Below are 17,976 nucleotides of genomic sequence, written 5' to 3' on the forward strand. Positions count from 1 at the left end.
CTTTCCATGGAGTCGCGCGAAGTGTGCGTCAGCACCTCTTCGCGCGACTCTCTCTATCTAAATTGCAATGTCCGAAAGTGGAGAAGTTGAACGCGAAAGGCGAGGTACTGGAGATCTCTGATCTCGAGTACAAAGCAGGAGACCGACTGATACTTCAGGGCGTTGACTTGCGAGTCAACCCTGGAGAATCTGTCGCAATATCCGGACCCAGCGGCAGCGGTAAGTCAACCCTCCTCATGTGCATCATGGGATTGATCAGACCGGACAACGGGTCTGTGGCGCTGTGCGGCAAGAAGCTGGAGCGGCTGTCCGGCCGTAAAATGCTCCGGCACCGTCGCGAATCGGTGGGCATGGTGTTTCAGGCGGGCGAACTTCTACCGGAACTCACTCCCACGGAGAATGTTGCAATCGCAGGGATGCTCGCCGGCCTGCCGAGAGCGGAAGCATTCTCACGAGCAGCGGAGCTCTTGGACGAACTGAACGTCGGGGATACGACTGTGGGGACGGAGTCGTTGTCGGGCGGCGAAAGGCAACGTGTTGCGGTGGCTCGCGCACTGATCAACCGCCCCGCCTTGCTGCTCGCGGATGAGCCGACCGGTGCGCTGGACTCGACCAATCGGCAGATTGTCGCGGAGTTGCTTTACAGCCTGCCGGAACGTCGGCATTGCGGCCTCGTCATAGTGACGCATGACAACTTTGTTGCCGCACGGGCGCAGCGACAACTGCTTCTTCAGGACGGAGCGCTCACGCCAAGCACGGTCCAGGCGACGGGAGTTCCCGCGTGAAGCGCCGGGCCCTTGCCATTCAGCTGTTGAGCGCCGGGCGTACATCGGCGTTGTCCACCGAAAATGGGCGTATCCGATTCTGGGGAATCTTCCTGGCTGCCGGCCTGATGATGCTCGCACTGAGCGGACTGGTCCTGGCGTACGCGACGTACGAGGGCCGGGATATCCGAGGCACCTCCCGCACCCCCCATATCATTCAACCGGGCTCGGGCGACAAAGCGGTGGCGCTGTGGGCATGGGGCAGTGACGATGTGGCAGGACGTCAGCACTCTGTCACGTACATCGAACCGCTCGTTCGCGATGCTCCGTTGCCGCCTGGCCTGAGCAAGTGGCCCGAGCCAGGTGAAGCCGTACTTTCACCCGCTCTCATCAGGGCAGGGGCGCAGGAGGGGGTCAAGACCCGGTACGGGAAGCTGGCGGGCACGATCGGAAAGGCGGGATTGCAGGCTCCAGAAGAGCGCTTTGCCTATGTGCGGCCTCGAGCGAAGTTGCTCGACCGGCAGGACATGCTCCCGCTTGCGGGATTCGGTGTGCCTGCAGGATCGGCCACCGGCGTGGGAGAGAGCATGTCGGTTCCGGACCTCTCGGTCCTCACGGCCGGAGTAGCCGGATTCGTGCTGCTGCCGGCCGGTGCGCTGGTCGTGGTCAGCGCCCGCGTTGGTTCAGCGGCCCGCGAGCGCAGACTGGCCCTCTTCGAAGCGATGGGCGCGAGCCGACGTGCCAGAGCCATCTATACCCTAGGGGAAGCAGGAGTTCCAGCCACTCTTGGGGCCGTTGTCGCGGCTTCGCTGCTGCTCCCTGCATTGGTTCTCGACATCCCCTTTCCTTTGGTCGACTTCACCCTCAGCGCAGAAGACGTACAGCGTTGTGCAGCGTGGTTCGCAGGGGTCGGCATCGCCGCGGTTGTCGTCGTGCTGACGGTTGCGGTACTCCTCCATTTCAAAGGACGGAAGTCGACGAGGGCCGTCAGGCCAACAGCAGGATCTCAGCGCTTGCCTGCATGGTGGCCCTGGGTATTTCCATTCGCGTTCCTCTTCACCGTGCGCGGACCCGAGTTGGCCGGTGACGACCTTCGGCTTCCGGTCTATGCCCTGGGCGTGGCAGCTGTGCTGGCAACGCTGCCAGCCGTCATCGGCGCGCTCTGCGGTTGGCTCGGCGGTCGGCTTGCCAATGCGGGCGGGCGGTTGGGGTTCCCAGGTCTGCTGATTGCCGGACGGAGGATGTCCGCCAAACCCCGCGGAACGGTCCGCTTTGTGACCGCTTTGATCGTCATGATCGGGTTGGTTGCACAAGTACATCTGTGGACTGGGTTGTTGGGTCAGAACGCGACGCTCGCCAAGCACACCCAGGACCGGATCGGATCGACTCTGCTTTCCGTCGCTCCCTACGCTGACGCTGAACGGGTAAGAGACTTCGCTGCAGGAATGCCGGCGGACACTGAGCTGCTCCTCGTGCGGCAGACACCACCAACTGATGAGTCACCTGGGAGGATCACTCTCAGCGGGACGTGTGATGCCCTTCGCGCGCTTGAGCTGCCCTGCGAGAGTTCTCAGTTCCACCCCTCCCGTAGCGGCCTCGACCCCAGAGTCCGGGAACTCGCGCGGTGGAGCCTGGCCGGGAGCGACGGCATCGTGACCATTGCCCGGGGGCCGGTGTATGGAGCCACGGCGCGAGCAGAAGAGTCCCTCTCGCTCGTCGCGGTCTCCAATCCTGGAGAGAGCCTCTCTCTCCCTCTCCTTCGGGAACTGGCGCGAACACACCTGGCCGCGGATGCCAGTGCCGATCCACTGGGTCACAGCTGGCTGCTCGGCTCCAATGACCTTGCCTCCTCGGCCGCGTGGGTGCGACTGCTGGGTCTGATCGGAGCCTGCCTGACCGTACTGGCCATCGGCATCAGCGCACTGGCCGAGCTCCTGCGTTTCAGCCGCGAGATGGCTCCCCTGTCCGTGCTGGCCGGGGATACCAGGATCAACGGTTCCGTCGTCGCCTGGTCCTTGCTGTTCCCCGCGCTACTGGCGGCCGCGTTGGGGAGCGTCATCTCAATGTGGCTCACCACGCCCATAACCGTCGAAGGCGGGGCTCCGGTTCCAGGGAGTACATATGTCCTTCTTGGTGTCGGAGCCGGAGTGTGTGCCGTCGCACTGTGTGCTTGGGGTTGGCGATCCACGAACGAGGCCGCGCTGCGCTGGCGGCCGACCTTGGACTGATCTTGACCTGTCGGGGATCTGTCCCGAGGTCACCTGGCCCAGCGGGAGCTGGGGAGAAGCCCACCAGATCTCGGGGCTCACGGAACCAGGCCGGCCGCCCCGGGCCGTGCTAGACCCTGCCGTTCCTCAGCGCTCGCCGCAGAACTCCGCCTCGATGATCGCGTCGGTGCTCCCCGACCAGTCGCCGTTGAAGTTGACGGCGAGGGAGTGGCGGCCGTTCGCGGTGGTCACCGCGTCCGAGTTCGAGCCGTAGATCCCGCCGTCGTGGCCCCAGACGTGGACGCCGCAGCTGAGCTTGCGGTCGACCAGGCCCAGGCCGTAGCGGCTGGTGTCCCGGCTGGACTCGACCGTGGTCTTCATCTCCTTCAGCTGCTCGGGCGGGAGCAGCCGGCCGCGCAGGAGCGCCGAGTAGAAGCGGGTCAGGTCGGCGGAGCTGGAGACCATCTGGCCGGAGCCGTAGGCCAGGCGGGGGTTCAGTTCCGTGACGTCGTACGTCGGGCCCGTCGTCTCCCTGGCCAGTTGGGAGTAGCCCCGGCTGCTGGGACGGGGCAGCGTCACGCGGGTGGTGGGGACGGACGTGGAGGTCAGGTGCAGGGGGGCGATGATCCGGCGGTCGATCTCGGCGCCGTAGTCGTTGCCGGTGGCCTTCTCGATCACCCGGGCGGCCAGGAGGTAGTTGGTGTTGGAGTAGGCGAACGACGCGCCGGGCTCGAAGTACGGCCGGTTCTTCATCGCGATGGCGAGCAGGTCCTCGGGGGCCGCCTCGTCGAAGCGGTGCTTCATGAAGCCGTCCGGGGTCATGTAGGTCTGCTGGAAGCCCGGGTCCTCCAGGTAGTCGAAGATGCCGCTGGTGTGGTTCAGGAGCTGCCGGATGGTGATGCGGCCGCCGTCGTTGCCGTTGCCCCGGACCGCGCCCGGCAGCCACGTCTCCACCGTGTCGTCGAGCGACAGCCGTCCCTCCGCCTCCAGTTGGAGGACGACCGTGGCGACGAACGTCTTGGTGATGCTGGCGATGCGGTAGTGGTCCCGGGCCGAACGCGGCTTGCCCGTCTTCGGGTTGCCCACCCCGGCCGTGGCCGCCCAGGTGCCGTGGCCCCGCCGTACCGTCACCGTCACGCCCGGGACGCCGTCGGCGACCGCCGCCCGGACGGCCCGCCCGGTCGCGTCGTGGCCACCGTGTGCGGCGGCCGGGCCCGCGGCCACCGCCGGAGCCGTGAGGGCCGCCGCCAGTGCCACCGCCGTCGCCGCCGTCAGGGCCGCCGTACGCGCGCGTCTGTTCATGTCCCCGTTTCCCCCTGTCACGTCATATCGAGTTGTGTCGGGGGAGGGGACTCCGGCCGCCCTGCCGGGGGTTGACCGGCGCGGGGCGGTTGAGCGGGTTTCAGTCCTTCTTGAGCACCAGTTCGGTGTTGCGGTCCTTCGGGTCGCCGCCGAGGGTCGTGCTCGCGCCGGGGGCGTTGAGGGACAGCTCGCGGTAGAGGGCCGCGAGGCCGGTCTGGGAGAGGTCGGAGAAGTCCGTGCGGTGCGGGGCCGAGGATTCCACCAGCGTCGTGAACAGGGACATCGTGCCGTCCTTGTTGTCGGCCAGCTCAATGACCCGGGCCAGCTGCGGGAAGTCGACGTGGGAGGCGGTGGAGATCTCCCAGAAGGAGCGGCCGCCGGACGCGGAGTGCGGGGTGATGACGTTCTTGTGGATGTGGCCGTTCACCCAGGCGAGCACCCTGGGGTGGCCGCCGAGCAGGGCGAGGACCTCCTGGCCGTTGTGGCGGCGCTCGTTCGGCCTCGCCGGGTCGGTGCGCAGGTTCGTCATCGTCTTGCTGGTGTGATGGCTGAAGATCACCGCGTAGGAGTCCTCGTTGTCCCGCAGTGTCCTGTCGAGCCACGTCAGCTGGGCCGTGCCGATGGATCCCTCGTAGTGGCCGCCGGAGTCGGTGGTGTCCAGGCTGATACCGATGACGTCGTCGGAGATGCGGAAGGCGTAGTACTGGGTGCCCGTGTCCAGGTTGGCGGAGGAGTAGCCGTGGCCGGCCGGGCCGACGCCGCGGTGGGCCGGGTCCAGGTGGGCCTTCAGGTACTCGGCCCGCGTGAAGGGGGCGCGCCGCTCATCGGGGGTGACCGGACGCATGGAGCGGGCGTGGGACTTGAGGAAGTCGTGGTAGCGGACGCCTTGGGGGTCTCTGGCCTTCTTGATCTGTGCCTGGAGCTGCTGTGCCTCGGCCGCCGTCACGTTCATCAGCTTCTTGCCGCCGACGGCCAGTTCGGTGAGGTAGGAGTCGCCGTGCGAGGCGTAACAGCCCATCGGCAGCGAGTCGTGGTTGCCGACCGTGGAATACCAGGGCAGGTTGAGGCCGGGGCTGCGGACCTCCCGGATGGCGGCCTTCAGGAAGCCGTCGAGGTGCGGGAACCCGGCCTGCTTGTCGCTGTCGCGGACGGCGGCGTCGGGCTGCCAGTACTGCCTGAGGCCGCTGTTCTGGACACCCTCGTACCGGCGCGGATCACCGGAGTTGGGCGTGATGCGCCCACCGCTCATGATCTTCAGGAACCAGTCCAGCTCGGACTTGGCGTTGTTGTCCGTGTTGTCGCCGGTGGTCATGGCGAAGTGCAGCGGGGCGCCGGTGACGGGGGCGCCGCGCAGCGCGTTGATCCGCTCCACGAGCGCGATCGCGCCCTGCACGGTCAGCGCCTCGTGCGGCCGCCAGGCGTGGATGTCGGCCGAGCGCAGGTACTCCAGGCGCAGCGGATGCTGGGCGTCGATGATGTGCAGGTCGGTGAGCTGCACGAACGCGGCGAGCGCGGTACGGCGCCCGGCGCGGCCGGACTGGGGCGCGGCCAGGTCGGAGCGGACGACCCGCTGCCAGCCGGGCCCGTCGCCCAGGCGCCGGTAGCCGGAACCGGCGCGCGGGGTGGCGACGGAGGCGAGGGTGGTGCCCTTGGTGTAGGGGGCCGGCGGCGCGGCCGGTGCGCGGCGCGAGGAGGCGGCGACGGCCCCGGTGGCCTCCCCGGCGGTGGCGGCCTGGCTGTCGCTGGGCCGCAGGGCGTAGCCGACGCCCGCGGAGAGGGCGACCGCGCCGGTGGCGGCGAGGACGGAACGACGGTGGATGCCCTGGCCGGAGCCGGCGACTGAGCGTGTGCGCGACATGCGCTTCTCTCCCCGAGTGCGAACGCGTCGGCAGTGGTCACGGGGCGTTCACGACGTGAACACCCCGCTCGTACTGGATCGTTGGCACCGGGAATGACCTGCGCGTGAACGAGGCGGCAACGCGCGGCGCCGATCACCGAACGTGGATCTCGGACTGCCCTGCGCGTCGTCGCCCGCTCCGGATCCGGCCCGCGACCGGTCACGCGGCGTTCATCTTCCGGGGTACCGCACCTGGACCACCGTGCGGTCAGGCCCTACTCCAGGGCGTCGGCCAGCCGTCCGGTGACCGGGCGTTCGCGCCACATCCGCAGGGCGATGTCGACCATCGAGATCCGCACCAGCCCGGGCACGGCGTCCAGGTCCTGCCAGGCGGCGAGGTCCGTGGAACCGTTCACCTCGTTGCGCAGTTCGCCGCCGATGATGCGGGCCTCGTAGACGAACCGGACGCCGTGATGGTCGACGGGAGGTCCGAAGCCGTTGCGGAAGACGCGGTGCGAGGAGTTCACCCCGAGCAGTCCGGTCACCTCGACGCGGTACCCGGTCTCCTCCTCCACCTCCCGCCGGACGGTGTCGTAGGGATCCTCGCCGTGCTCCATGCCGCCGCCCGGCAGGACCCACTCGGGCGTGCCGTCCCAGGCGGGCGAGCGGGCGAGGAGGATCTGTCCGTCCCGGACGCATATGGCGTAGGCCGCCACCCTCAACTTCTGTCTCACTTGGGGACGTTAACCGATTTCTTCGCCACCTTCAGGACTGATGCTCACAAATCGCATCGCGGGTTTTCCCCATACATCCATTTCGTTTCGGTCAACCCTCCCCAAAGGAGTTCCCCTTGCGTAAGGCTGTGCGATCGTCCGGGCTTGCCGTTCGGGCCGTGCGCGACCACGGCCGATCGGGCCCCGGTCGCTTCCCGCTCGTTCCTTTACCTACAAGGGATGCCGATGACCCCTCCCACCCAGCGCGATCAGATATCGGGCCCGAGACGCGTGGCCCGCATCGCCGTGGCCGCCGGTCTCGTGGCCGCGCTCTCCGCGGCCGGGCCGATCCCGATGGCCTTCTCCGCCGACGGGCCGGGCACGGACGCCCCGGCGGACCCGAGCGTCAAGTCCGCGCACGCCAAGCTCGGTTCGGACGACGCCGACCTGCTCGCGGAGGCCAAGGCCGACGGCGACAAGACCGTCACGATGATGATCGCCACCGCACCCGGGAAGACCGAGCAGGTCGCCGGGCAGCTGGACGCGGTCAAGGGCGGCTCGGTGGGCCGGGCCGACGACAAGCTGGGCTACGTCCGCGCCACCGTCCCGACGGCCAAGGCGGACTCGGCGATCGCGGCCGCCGCCAAGCTGTCCTCCGTGCACGGCATCGACCTGCGCGAGGAGATCCCGCTGGACGACCCGACGCCGAGCGCGGACACCGCCAAGGGCGCCCAGGCCGCGAAGGGCACGTACCCCGCGCCGGGCAGGAAGACCCCGGCGGAGAACCCGTACAACCCGTCCTTCGAGACGGGCGCGGTCGACTTCGTCGAGGACCACCCGAAGGCGGACGGCCGCGGCGTCACCATCGGCATCCTCGACTCCGGCGTGGACCTCGGCCACCCGGCGCTGCAGAAGACGACGACCGGTGAGCGGAAGATCGTCGACTGGGTGACGGCGACCGACCCGATCATCGACGGCGACAGCACCTGGCGCCCGATGGTCACGGCCGTGTCCGGCCCGGCCTTCACCTACCAGGGCCAGTCGTACAAGGCGCCGGCCGGTTCGTACGCCGTCAGCCTCTTCAGGGAGTCGTACACCACCGGCGGCGACGCCAAGGGCGACGCCAACCGCGACGGCGACACCACCGACGTCTGGGGCGTGCTGTACGACGCCGCGACCGGCACGGTGCGGGTCGACCTGAACAACAACAACGACTTCGGCGACGACGCCCCGATGAAGCCGTACAAGGACGGCCACCAGGTCGGGTACTTCGGCACCGACAACCCGGCCACCGACATCGCCGAGCGGCAGCCGTTCGTCGTGGAGATCCGCAAGGACGTGCCCATGGACCCGCTGGGCGGCTCCTGGGTCGGAAGGAAGTCGGACTTCGTCAACATCGGCGTCATCGAGTCCGAGCACGGCACGCACGTCGCCGGCATCACCGCCGCCAACGGCCTGTTCGGCGGGAAGATGAACGGCGCGGCCCCCGGCGCCAAGCTGGTCTCCTCGCGCGCCTGCACCTGGTCCGGCGGCTGCACCAACGTCGCGCTGACCGAGGGCATGATCGACCTCGTCACCAAGCGCGGCGTCGACATCGTCAACATGTCGATCGGCGGCCTGCCCGCCCTGAACGACGGCAACAACGCGCGCAGCGAGCTGTACACGCGCCTCATCGACACCTACGGCGTCCAGCTGGTGATCTCCGCGGGCAACTCCGGCCCCGGCGCCAACACCATCGGCGACCCGGCCCTGGCCGACAAGGTCATCTCGGTCGGCGCGTCCGTCTCCAAGGAGACCTGGGCCGCCAACTACGGCTCGGTCGTGGAGAAGAAGTACGCGATGATGCCGTTCTCCTCGCGCGGCCCGCGTGAGGACGGCGGCTTCACGCCGACCCTGGCCGCCCCGGGCGCGGCGATCAACACCACGCAGACCTGGCTGCCGGGCGGCCCGGTCGCCGAGGCGGGCTACACCCTGCCGGCCGGTTACTCGATGCTCCAGGGCACCTCGATGGCCTCCCCGCAGGCCACCGGTGCCTCGGCGCTGCTGATCTCGGCCGCCAAGCAGAAGAAGATCGACCTCACGCCGGCGACCCTGCGCACGGCCCTCACCTCCACCGCCGACCACATCAAGGGTGTGCAGGCGTACGAGGAGGGCGCGGGCCTGATCAACATCCCCGACGCCTGGGACTCGATCCGCGACGACGCCACCGCCCACACCTACACGGTCAAGGCGCCGGTCGACACCGCGATCGACCAGTTCCTGAAGACCCCGGGCTTCGGCACGGGCCTCTACGACCGTGAGGGCGGCCTGAAGGCCGGCCAGAAGAAGACGTACGAGATCACCCTGACCCGTACGTCCGGCGCCGACAAGGCGATCCGGCACGAGCTGCACTTCGAGAACAACGCGGGCGGCACGTTCCGCGTCGTCGGCTCCGACGAGGTGAAGCTGCCGCTGAACCAGCCGGTGACCGTCAAGGTCCAGGCCGCGCCGAGGTCCGCGGGTCTCAAGAGCGCGATCCTCGAGGTCGACGACCCGAAGACCGAAGGCATCGACCGCCAGGTCCTCAGCACGGTCGTGGTCTCCACGCCGCTGAAGTTCACGACCTCCGCGAAGGACTCGGTGCAGCGCAACAGCTCGCACCACTACTTCGTCACCGTCCCCGAGGGCGCCAAGACCCTCGAGGTCGCGATGAGCGGGCTGAAGGACAAGAGCCAGACGCGGTTCATCTCGATCCACCCGTACGGCGTGCCGTCGGACCCGACGTCGACGATCAACTGCTACCCGAACTACAGCAACCCGGCCAACACCTGCCGCCCGGACGTGCGTTCCTACGCCGACCCGCAGCCGGGCGTCTGGGAGATCGAGGTCGAGTCGCGCCGTACGTCGCCGCTGCTGGACAACCCGTACCAGCTGGACGTCGCCGTGCTCGGCGCTGCCTTCGACCCGGAGACCGTGACCGTGCCCGAGGCGAAGGTCGGCACCCCGGCCGCCGCCTCCTGGAAGGTGACGAACGGCTTCGCCGCGCTCGACGGCAAGCTGGTCGGCGGCCCGCTCGGCTCGGCCAAGGCGGCCCGCCCCGCCATCAAGCAGGGCGAGACGCAGACCACGACGGTCGAGGTGCCCGCGGGCGCCAAGTCGCTGGACGTCGCCATCGGCGGTGTCTCGGACAACGCCGCGGACCTGGACCTCGCCGTGTACGACGCGTCGGGCACACAGGTCGGCAGCTCCGCCGACGGCGACTCGGAGGAGTCGGTCTCCATCCCCTCCCCGGCCGCCGGAAAGTACTCGATCGAGGTCGTCGGCTACTCGGTGCCCGCCGGCACCACGGAGTACGACTACCAGGACGTGTTCTTCTCCGCCTCCCTCGGCAGCGTCACCGTCGACGGGTCGGCTCCGGTGAAGCTCGGCACGGGCGACTCCGCCACGGTCTCGGGCAGCGTCACCGCCGCGGCGGCCGCTCCCGAGGGGCGTGAGTTCTTCGGCCAGGTCCAGCTGGTCAACGCGCGCGGCACGGTCGCGGGCGTGGGCAGCGTGAAGATCGAGACGGTTGTGCCGTAGCGGTACCGCGGCAGCTGTGGGGCGGGCGTCCGTGAGGGCGCCCGCCCTTTGCGCTGTCACGGGCGTGGGAAGGTGCGCGCCGTCATGGGCACGGAATGGTGCGCGAGGCGGGCAGGGCCTCGGTGATCCACGCCCGGTCGCGGGCGATCTCCTTCTCCCCCGTGGTCCACAGGTCCGGCACGGCCTGGTCGCCGGAGATTCCTACCAACACGTGGTCACCGGCCCGGAGCGAAGGCTCGACGCCGGTCTCCATCGGGAAGGTGATCCGCTTGCCGCCCTTGTCGGGCTTGTAGGAGCGCGCGACGTCGAGGGTGATCCGGTCCTGGCCGGTGCCGGGAACGGTCTCGACCTCGGCGACGGTGCCCTCGGCGACGATCCGGGCACAGGCGAGGTACCCGGCATGGCCGAGCTTGGCGTCCTCTTCGGTCCGTGGCCGGCCGGCGGAGCTGTCGGCGGCGGCCGACCCGCCCTGGTCGTCTCCGGCGCTCATGCCGTCGCTCTGCACGACGAGCCAGCCCATGCCGATCACGAGACCGGCCCCGACGGCCGCGACGAGGCCCTTCAGCGCGAGGGCCAGGGGCTCGGGCCGCTTACGCCGGACGGCCAGCGGGGTCACGGAGGCGCCGCCGGTCTCGGGTTCCGGTGCCTCCGAGGGCTCGGCGAGTGCCTGCCCGATGAGCCCCAGCTGCTCGCGCAGCAGCGCCACGTCCGCGGTCGCGGACCGGTACCCGTCCATGAAGGCGTCGCTCGCGCGGGCCTCGGGCGGTGGCTCCTCGCCGGTGATCGCCGCCATCAGCGCCGCCTCGTCGTGCCCGTCCTTGTCGTACCCGGCGGTCACGTCACACCACCTCGTCCTCGTGCAGGCGGGCGCGCAGGGCCCGTACGGCCGTGTGCAGCCGGCTCTTGACGGTGCCCTCCGGAACGCCGAGCTGCTCGGCGATGGACCGGACCGGCAGATCGGCGTAGAAGCGCAGGACGACGACCTGCCGCTGGGCGTCGGGCAGCTCGTCCAGGCCCTGGGCGACGGCGACGGACAGCACGCTGCTGTCCTCGCCGGAGGGGTGCGCCGGCTGGCGCAGGGCGGCCAGCCGCTCCCCGAGCCGCTCCTGGCGGCGCTTGGCCCGGTGCCAGTCCATGGCCAGGTTGGAGGCGACGACCGCCGCCCACGCCGACACGTCCCGCGGCGCCTCCCGGCCGCCGGCGGCCCGCTCCAGCAGCCGCAGTCGGACCTGCTGCACCCCGTCCGGCAGGTCCGACTGCGGCACCCCGCCGAGCGCGAGCACGGCCCGCACCCGGCGCTCCTGTGCCGCGTCCAGCGGATCGGCCCCGTCCCCCGGGTCGCCGCCGGCCGCCGCGTGCGCCTCCCGGCCGCGCCGTGGCCTTCCGCGCAACAGCACAAGCCACCCCCCTCACGTCGTTTCTCCTACGACGCCGGCACGCCCCGGAACGTTCGCTCACCGCGCGGCGAGTTCGGCCGGGACGGCAGAGGCGTACATCACACTTCCGTGTGGCCGGGAACGACATGGGCAGGCGAGCTTGCGGCGCACGACCCCTGTCGGACGAATTCCTCCAGCTCAGCGGGGTCGACACCGCAGGTCCGCCCCCGCAGAGTGGGACAGGCCGTCCCACTCTCCGGGCAGACCGGGGAAAGAAGTGGACAGGCGGGCCGTGGTCGGCCGCATGATGGAAAAGCCTCGGCCAAGCAACGAGTACGTGAAGAGACGCAGGAGAGGGAGTCACCGTGAGGGTCGGAATCGTCGGAGCCACCGGACAGGTGGGCACGGTCATGCGCAGGATCCTCAAGGAGCGGAACTTCCCGGTCACCGAGCTGCGCCTGTTCGCCTCGGCCCGCTCCGCCGGATCGCAGCTGGACGGCGTGACGGTGGAGGACGCGGCGACCGCCGACTACACCGGCCTGGACATCGTCCTGTTCTCGGCGGGCGGTGCCACGTCCAAGGCACTGGCCGAAAAGGTCGCCTCCCAGGGCGCCGTCGTGATCGACAACTCCTCCGCGTGGCGCAAGCACCCGGAGGTGCCGCTGGTCGTCTCCGAGGTCAACCCGCACGCGATCAAGGACCGCCCCAAGGGCATCATCGCGAACCCGAACTGCACGACCATGGCCGCGATGCCGGTCCTGCGTCCGCTGCACGACGAGGCGGGCCTTCAGGCCCTGGTCGTCGCCACGTACCAGGCGGTCTCCGGCTCCGGCCTCGCGGGCGTGGCCGAGCTGCACGGCCAGACGCAGAAGGTCGTCGCCGACGCCGACAAGCTCACCCACGACGGTGAGGCGGTCGACTTCCCCGAGCCGGGCGTCTACAAGCGCCCCATCGCCTTCAACGTGCTGCCGCTCGCGGGCAGCATCGTCGACGACGGCCTGAACGAGACCGACGAGGAGCAGAAGCTCCGCAACGAGTCCCGCAAGATCCTGGAGATCCCCGAGCTGAAGGTCTCCGGCACCTGCGTGCGCGTCCCGGTCTTCTCCGGCCACTCCCTCCAGGTCAACGCCCGCTTCGCCCGGCCGATCAGCCCCGAGCGCGCGACCGAGCTGCTGGCGGACGCCCCGGGCGTCGTCGTCACCGACATCCCCACCCCCCTCCAGGCCGCCGGCAAGGACCCGTCCTACGTGGGCCGCATCCGCCGCGACGAGACGGTGGACAACGGCCTGGCCCTCTTCGTCTCCAACGACAACCTCCGCAAGGGCGCGGCCCTGAACGCGATCCAGATCGCGGAGCTGGTGGCGGCGGAGCTCTCCGCCCGGTAGGCGGACGGCACACCCCGGCCGGGGCGGTCACCTCCCAGGGAGCGTGGCCGCCCCGGCCGTTTTCCGGTCGGGAGGAATCCGGCCCGTCCGGGCCTGCGCACCCTCGCCGCCAGAGGGGTATCCCTCGATGACGCCCCGGTCGTCGCCCGATGCGGAGCCGCCGTGGAAAGATGGCGCAACCCACCCATAACGAGGAGATGACCGCGTGCCTGGCACAAACCTGACCCGCGAAGAGGCGCAGCGGCGGGCGCAGCTGCTCACCGTCGAGTCGTACGAGATCGAACTCGATCTCTCGGGCGCGCAGGAGGGCGGCACCTACCGGTCCGTGACCACGGTGCGCTTCGACGTGACGGACGGCAACGGCGCGGAGTCGTTCATCGACCTGGTGGCGCCGGCCGTGCACGAGGTGACCCTGAACGGGGACTCCCTCGACCCGGCCGAGGTCTTCGCGGACTCCCGTATCGCCCTGCCCGGCCTGCTCCGGGGCCGCAACATCCTCCGGGTCGTCGCCGACTGCGCGTACACCAACACCGGCGAGGGCCTGCACCGGTTCGTCGACCCGGTCGACGACCAGGCCTACCTCTACACCCAGTTCGAGGTCCCGGACGCCCGCCGGGTGTTCGCGAGCTTCGAGCAGCCGGACCTCAAGGCGACCTTCCAGTTCACGGTGACGGCCCCCGAGGGCTGGACGGTCATCTCCAACTCCCCGACGCCCGAACCCCAGGGCAACGTCTGGGCCTTCGAGCCGACGCCGCGCATCTCGACGTACATCACGGCGCTGATCGTCGGCCCGTACCACTCGGTGCACAGCGTGTACGAGAAGGACGGCCAGTCCGTCCCGCTCGGCATCTACTGCCGTCCCTCGCTCGCCGAGTACCTCGACTCGGACGCCATCTTCGAGGTGACCCGGCAGGGCTTCGAGTGGTTCCAGGAGAAGTTCGACTACGCGTACCCGTTCGAGAAGTACGACCAGCTGTTCGTGCCGGAGTTCAACGCGGGCGCGATGGAGAACGCGGGCGCGGTGACCATCCGTGACCAGTACGTGTTCCGCTCGAAGGTGACGGACGCGGCGTACGAGGTGCGCGCGGAGACCATCCTGCACGAGCTGGCCCACATGTGGTTCGGCGACCTCGTGACCATGGAGTGGTGGAACGACCTGTGGCTGAACGAGTCGTTCGCCACGTACACGTCGATCGCCTGCCAGGCGGCCCACCCCGAGTCGCGCTGGCCGCACTCCTGGACCACGTTCGCCAACTCCATGAAGACGTGGGCGTACCGCCAGGACCAGCTGCCGTCGACGCACCCGATCATGGCCGAGATCAACGACCTCGACGACGTGCTCGTCAACTTCGACGGCATCACGTACGCCAAGGGCGCGAGCGTGCTCAAGCAGCTCGTCGCGTACGTCGGCGAGGACGAGTTCTTCCGGGGCGTGCAGGCGTACTTCAAGGCGCACGCGTTCGGCAACACGCGCCTGTCGGACCTGCTGGGCGCCCTGGAGGAGACCTCGGGGCGTGATCTGAAGTCGTGGTCGAAGGCCTGGCTGGAGACGGCCGGCATCAACGTGCTGCGCCCGGAGATCGAGACGGACGCCGACGGGGTCGTCACGTCCTTCGCCATCCGCCAGGAGGCCCCGCCCCTGCCGGCCGGCGCCAAGGGCGAGCCGACGCTGCGCCCGCACCGCATCGCCGTCGGTCTGTACGACCTCGACGAGGCGAGCGGCAAGGTGGTCCGCAAGGAGCGCATCGAGCTGGACGTGGACGGCGAGCTGACGGCCGTGCCGCAGCTGGTGGGGCAGCACCGCCGGGCCGTGATCCTGCTCAACGACGACGACCTGTCGTACGCGAAGGTCCGCCTGGACGAGCAGTCGCTGGCCTTCGTCACGGAGCACCTCGGCGACTTCGAGTCCTCCCTGCCGCGCGCCCTGTGCTGGGCGTCGGCCTGGGACATGACGCGCGACGGCGAGCTGGCGGCCCGCGACTACCTGTCGCTGGTGCTGTCCGGCATCGGCAAGGAGTCGGACATCGGCGTGGTGCAGTCGCTCCACCGGCAGGTGAAGCTGGCGATCGACCTGTACGCCGACCCGGCCGCCCGCGAGGCGCTGCTGGCCCGCTGGACCGACGCGACGCTGGCGCACCTGCGGGCGGCGGCGCCGGGCAGCGACCACCAGCTGGCGTGGGCGCGCGCGTTCGCGGCGACGGCCCGCACGCCGGAGCAGCTCGATCTGCTGGAGGCGCTGCTGGACGGTTCGCAGACGATCGAGGGCCTGGCCGTCGACACGGAGCTGCGGTGGGCGTTCGTGCAGCGGCTCGCCGCGGTCGGCCGGTTCGACGAGGCGGAGATCGCGGGCGAGTACGAGCGTGACCGCACGGCCGCGGGTGAGCGCCACGCGACCACGGCCCGGGCGGCCCGTCCGACGGCGGAGGCCAAGGCGGAGGCGTGGGCGTCGGTCGTCGAGTCCGACAAGCTGCCGAACGCCGTGCAGGAGGCGGTCATCGCCGGCTTCGTCCAGACCGACCAGCGTGAGGTGCTCGCCCCGTACGCGGAGCGGTACTTCGAGGTGGTCAAGGACATCTGGGAGTCCCGCTCCCACGAGATGGCCCAGCAGATCGCCGTCGGCCTCTACCCGACCGTGCAGGTCTCCCAGGAGACCCTGGACCGGACGGACGCCTGGCTGGCCTCCGCCGAGCCGACCGCGGCCCTGCGCCGTCTGGTCTCGGAGTCCCGTGCCGGTGTGGAGCGCGCCCTGCGGGCCCAGCGGGCGGACGCGGCGGCCGCCGGGGAGTAGCCCGGCTGCTTAGCGGCCCGCGGAAGGGGCGTCCGGCCTGTGCCGGACGCCCCTTCGTCCGTCCTCGGCCCGGCGGTATCAGGCCTACCGCCGGGGCGCCCCGGCGCGCAGGTCCTTCGGCTCGGCGGCGGCGTTCCTCCCGGTGACGCCGGCGGTGCGCGCCGGCCGGGCGACGAACTGCCCCGCCACGGTCGCCCCGAGCGCCAGCCCCATGCCGACCAGTTGCACCGGCGTCAGCGCCTGCCCGAGCGCCGCCCAGCCGACGACGGCCGCGGTCAGCGGGGAGAGCGGGCCGAGGAAGGTGACCTGGGTGGCGGTCATGCGGCCGATGCCGCGGAACCACAGCCAGTACGCGACGGCCGTGTTCGCGACGGCGAGGTAGAGGTAGCCGCCGGCCGCCCGGCCGTCCAGCGCCGGAGGGGCGCCCTCGGCCAGGAAGGCGAGCGGCGCGATGAGCAGGCCGCCCGCGGTGAGCTGCCAGCCGGTCAGTGCCAGCGGCCCGACCCCCTCGGGGCGGCCCCAGCGCTGGGTGAGCACGGTGCCGGTCGACATCGACGCCGTGGAGGCCACGGCCGCCAGCAGGCCGAGCGTGTCCAGCGCCCCGGCCGCCCGCAGGACGACGAGGCTGACGCCGAACGCGGCCACGGCCCCGGTCACCAGCGTGCGCGCCGACGGCCGCTGCCCGAGCAGCAGCGCCGAGAGGCCGGCCACGAACAGCGGACCGGCGGAGCCGACGACCGCCGCCAGACCGCCGGGCAGCCGGTACGCGGAGAGGAACAGCAGCGGGAAGAAGGCGCCGATGTTCAGCGCGCCGAGCACCACCGCCTTCCACCACCAGGCACCGCGCGGCAGCACCCGGGCGAGGGCGAGCAGCAGCAGACCGGCGGGCAGGGCGCGCACCAGGGCGGTGAACAGGGGGCGGTCGGGCGGGAGGAACTCGGTGGTGACCGCGTAGGTCGTGCCCCAGGAGACGGGCGCGAGGGCGGTGAGGGTGATGAGGGCCGGGCGGGAGAGGGCCATGGAGGACACCCTTCGGAGTAGGTCAGCAGAAAGTAGCTTACCGCTAAGCAACTTTCGTTCAAGCTACTTTCTTGCGGGGGACCGAGAAGCGGCTGATACTCGGGCCATGAGCGAACGCCCCGAGCAGCGCAAGGACCCCGTCGACGCGATCATCGACCAGTGGGCGACGGCCCGGCCCGACCTCGACACCACCGCCATGGAGGTCTTCGGCCGGATCAACCGGCTCTCCCACGCGATCGGGGAGCGGGTGGGGCAGGCGTACGCGAAGTTCGGCATCTCCCGCGGGGAGTTCGACGTCCTGGCGACCCTGCGCCGCTCCGGCGAGCCCTACACGCTCTCCCCCCGGCAGCTCTCCGCGACGCTGATGCTCACCACCGGCGGTATGACGGGGCGCCTGGACAAGCTGGAGCGGGCGGGTCTGCTGCGCCGCTCCCCCGATCCGCACGACCGGCGCGGGCTGCACGTCACGCTCACCGACGAGGGACTCGGACTGGTCGACGAGGCGGTCGGGGCGGGGCTGGCGGTGCAGACGGAGGCGCTCTCCGCCCTGGGCGCGCAGCGGGCCGGGCAGCTCGCCGACCTGCTGCGGGACCTGCTGGCGGGCACGGACCGGCCCTGACATGGCGAGGGCGCCGCCGCGGTCATCGCGACGGCGCCCTCGATGAGGAACGCGGGTCAGGCCTTGGCTTCGCTCTTCGCGTCGGCCTTGGTGGTGACGTTGGAGCTGGTCGGGTCCTTCTTCTGGTGCGTCTTGTCCGCGATCGTCACCAGAACGTGGATGACCAGGTAGAGCACGATGGGGGCCGCGACGAAGAGGCCCAGCGTCTCGATGACGCTCAGGCCCTGACCGGGGTCGTCACCGTCGTCGCGGGTGAGCGCGCTCGCGGGGGACGACATGAGCAGCATCATCAGCGTCGTACCGGCTGCCAGGGCGCCGGCGCGCAGGGCGTTCTTCTTGTCCACGGTGTCAAAATATCCAACGCCGACCGGGGGCGCGCGCCCGGGGTGCCGTAAGAGCCCCGGACC

The 17,976-nt window shown here is 70.3% G+C and carries 13 protein-coding genes; 6 read left to right on the forward strand and 7 right to left on the reverse strand.

Features of this window, described 5'->3' with window-relative positions; translation table 11 throughout:
* Positions 1-77: 77 nt before the first annotated feature.
* Both IGS69_RS11405 and IGS69_RS11410 read left to right on the forward strand, forming a co-directional pair.
* Positions 78-785 (forward strand): ABC transporter ATP-binding protein, encoded by a 708-nt coding sequence (locus tag IGS69_RS11405; RefSeq protein WP_232543484.1) that lies wholly within the window; start codon positions 78-80, stop codon positions 783-785.
* Positions 782-2,992 carry an ABC transporter permease family protein gene (locus IGS69_RS11410; protein ID WP_190898767.1) on the forward strand — a complete coding sequence of 737 codons (2,211 nt, stop codon included), beginning with the start codon at positions 782-784 and terminating at the stop codon, positions 2,990-2,992. The genes IGS69_RS11405 and IGS69_RS11410 overlap by 4 nt, the downstream gene beginning before the upstream one ends.
* A gap of 126 nt (positions 2,993-3,118) precedes the next feature.
* Here IGS69_RS11410 and IGS69_RS11415 read toward each other — a convergent pair whose 3' ends face one another.
* The 3 genes from IGS69_RS11415 to IGS69_RS11425 all read right to left on the reverse strand — a co-directional run bounded on the left by IGS69_RS11415 (position 3,119) and on the right by IGS69_RS11425 (position 6,844).
* Entirely contained in the window at positions 3,119-4,273 is a 1,155-nt protein-coding gene (locus IGS69_RS11415; RefSeq protein WP_190898769.1) for a serine hydrolase domain-containing protein, read from the reverse strand.
* A 100-nt stretch (positions 4,274-4,373) separates the two neighbouring features.
* Entirely contained in the window at positions 4,374-6,131 is a 1,758-nt protein-coding gene (locus IGS69_RS11420) for a TIGR03767 family metallophosphoesterase (protein WP_190898771.1), read from the reverse strand.
* A gap of 254 nt (positions 6,132-6,385) precedes the next feature.
* Positions 6,386-6,844, reverse strand: coding sequence for an NUDIX hydrolase (locus tag IGS69_RS11425; protein WP_232543485.1), 459 nt, complete (start codon positions 6,842-6,844; stop codon positions 6,386-6,388).
* 225 nt (positions 6,845-7,069) lie between these two features.
* On the opposite strand from IGS69_RS11425, the gene IGS69_RS11430 reads away from it, so the two are divergent.
* Positions 7,070-10,381: a S8 family serine peptidase gene (locus IGS69_RS11430; RefSeq protein WP_190898773.1), complete on the forward strand. Its 3,312-nt coding sequence runs from the start codon at positions 7,070-7,072 to the stop codon at positions 10,379-10,381.
* A gap of 82 nt (positions 10,382-10,463) precedes the next feature.
* On the opposite strand, the gene IGS69_RS11435 is transcribed toward IGS69_RS11430, so the two are convergent.
* Positions 10,464-11,219 carry a hypothetical protein gene (locus IGS69_RS11435; RefSeq protein ID WP_232543486.1) on the reverse strand — a complete coding sequence of 252 codons (756 nt, stop codon included), beginning with the start codon at positions 11,217-11,219 and terminating at the stop codon, positions 10,464-10,466.
* 1 nt (position 11,220) lies between these two features.
* Positions 11,221-11,775, reverse strand: a complete 555-nt coding sequence (locus IGS69_RS11440; RefSeq protein WP_385865289.1) for an RNA polymerase sigma factor — start codon at positions 11,773-11,775, stop codon at positions 11,221-11,223.
* Between the two features lie 347 nt (positions 11,776-12,122).
* Between IGS69_RS11440 and IGS69_RS11445 the strand changes: the two genes are divergently transcribed.
* Complete coding sequence (locus IGS69_RS11445; RefSeq protein WP_190898775.1) at positions 12,123-13,142, forward strand: aspartate-semialdehyde dehydrogenase; 1,020 nt, start codon at positions 12,123-12,125, stop codon at positions 13,140-13,142.
* Positions 13,143-13,347: 205 nt separating this feature from the next.
* Positions 13,348-15,930 (forward strand): aminopeptidase N, encoded by a 2,583-nt coding sequence (gene pepN / locus IGS69_RS11450; protein WP_190898777.1) that lies wholly within the window; start codon positions 13,348-13,350, stop codon positions 15,928-15,930.
* An 84-nt stretch (positions 15,931-16,014) separates the two neighbouring features.
* Here pepN and IGS69_RS11455 read toward each other — a convergent pair whose 3' ends face one another.
* Positions 16,015-16,950, reverse strand: a complete 936-nt coding sequence (locus IGS69_RS11455) for an EamA family transporter (RefSeq protein WP_190898779.1) — start codon at positions 16,948-16,950, stop codon at positions 16,015-16,017.
* A gap of 106 nt (positions 16,951-17,056) precedes the next feature.
* On the opposite strand from IGS69_RS11455, the gene IGS69_RS11460 reads away from it, so the two are divergent.
* A complete protein-coding gene (locus IGS69_RS11460) occupies positions 17,057-17,569 on the forward strand; it encodes a MarR family winged helix-turn-helix transcriptional regulator (RefSeq protein ID WP_190898781.1) in 513 nt (170 codons plus the stop codon).
* 56 nt (positions 17,570-17,625) lie between these two features.
* On the opposite strand, the gene IGS69_RS11465 is transcribed toward IGS69_RS11460, so the two are convergent.
* Positions 17,626-17,913: a hypothetical protein gene (locus IGS69_RS11465; RefSeq protein WP_190898783.1), complete on the reverse strand. Its 288-nt coding sequence runs from the start codon at positions 17,911-17,913 to the stop codon at positions 17,626-17,628.
* Positions 17,914-17,976 lie beyond the last annotated feature (63 nt).

Source organism: Streptomyces tuirus (genome assembly GCF_014701095.1).
Taxonomy (GTDB): Bacteria; Actinomycetota; Actinomycetes; order Streptomycetales; family Streptomycetaceae; genus Streptomyces; species Streptomyces tuirus.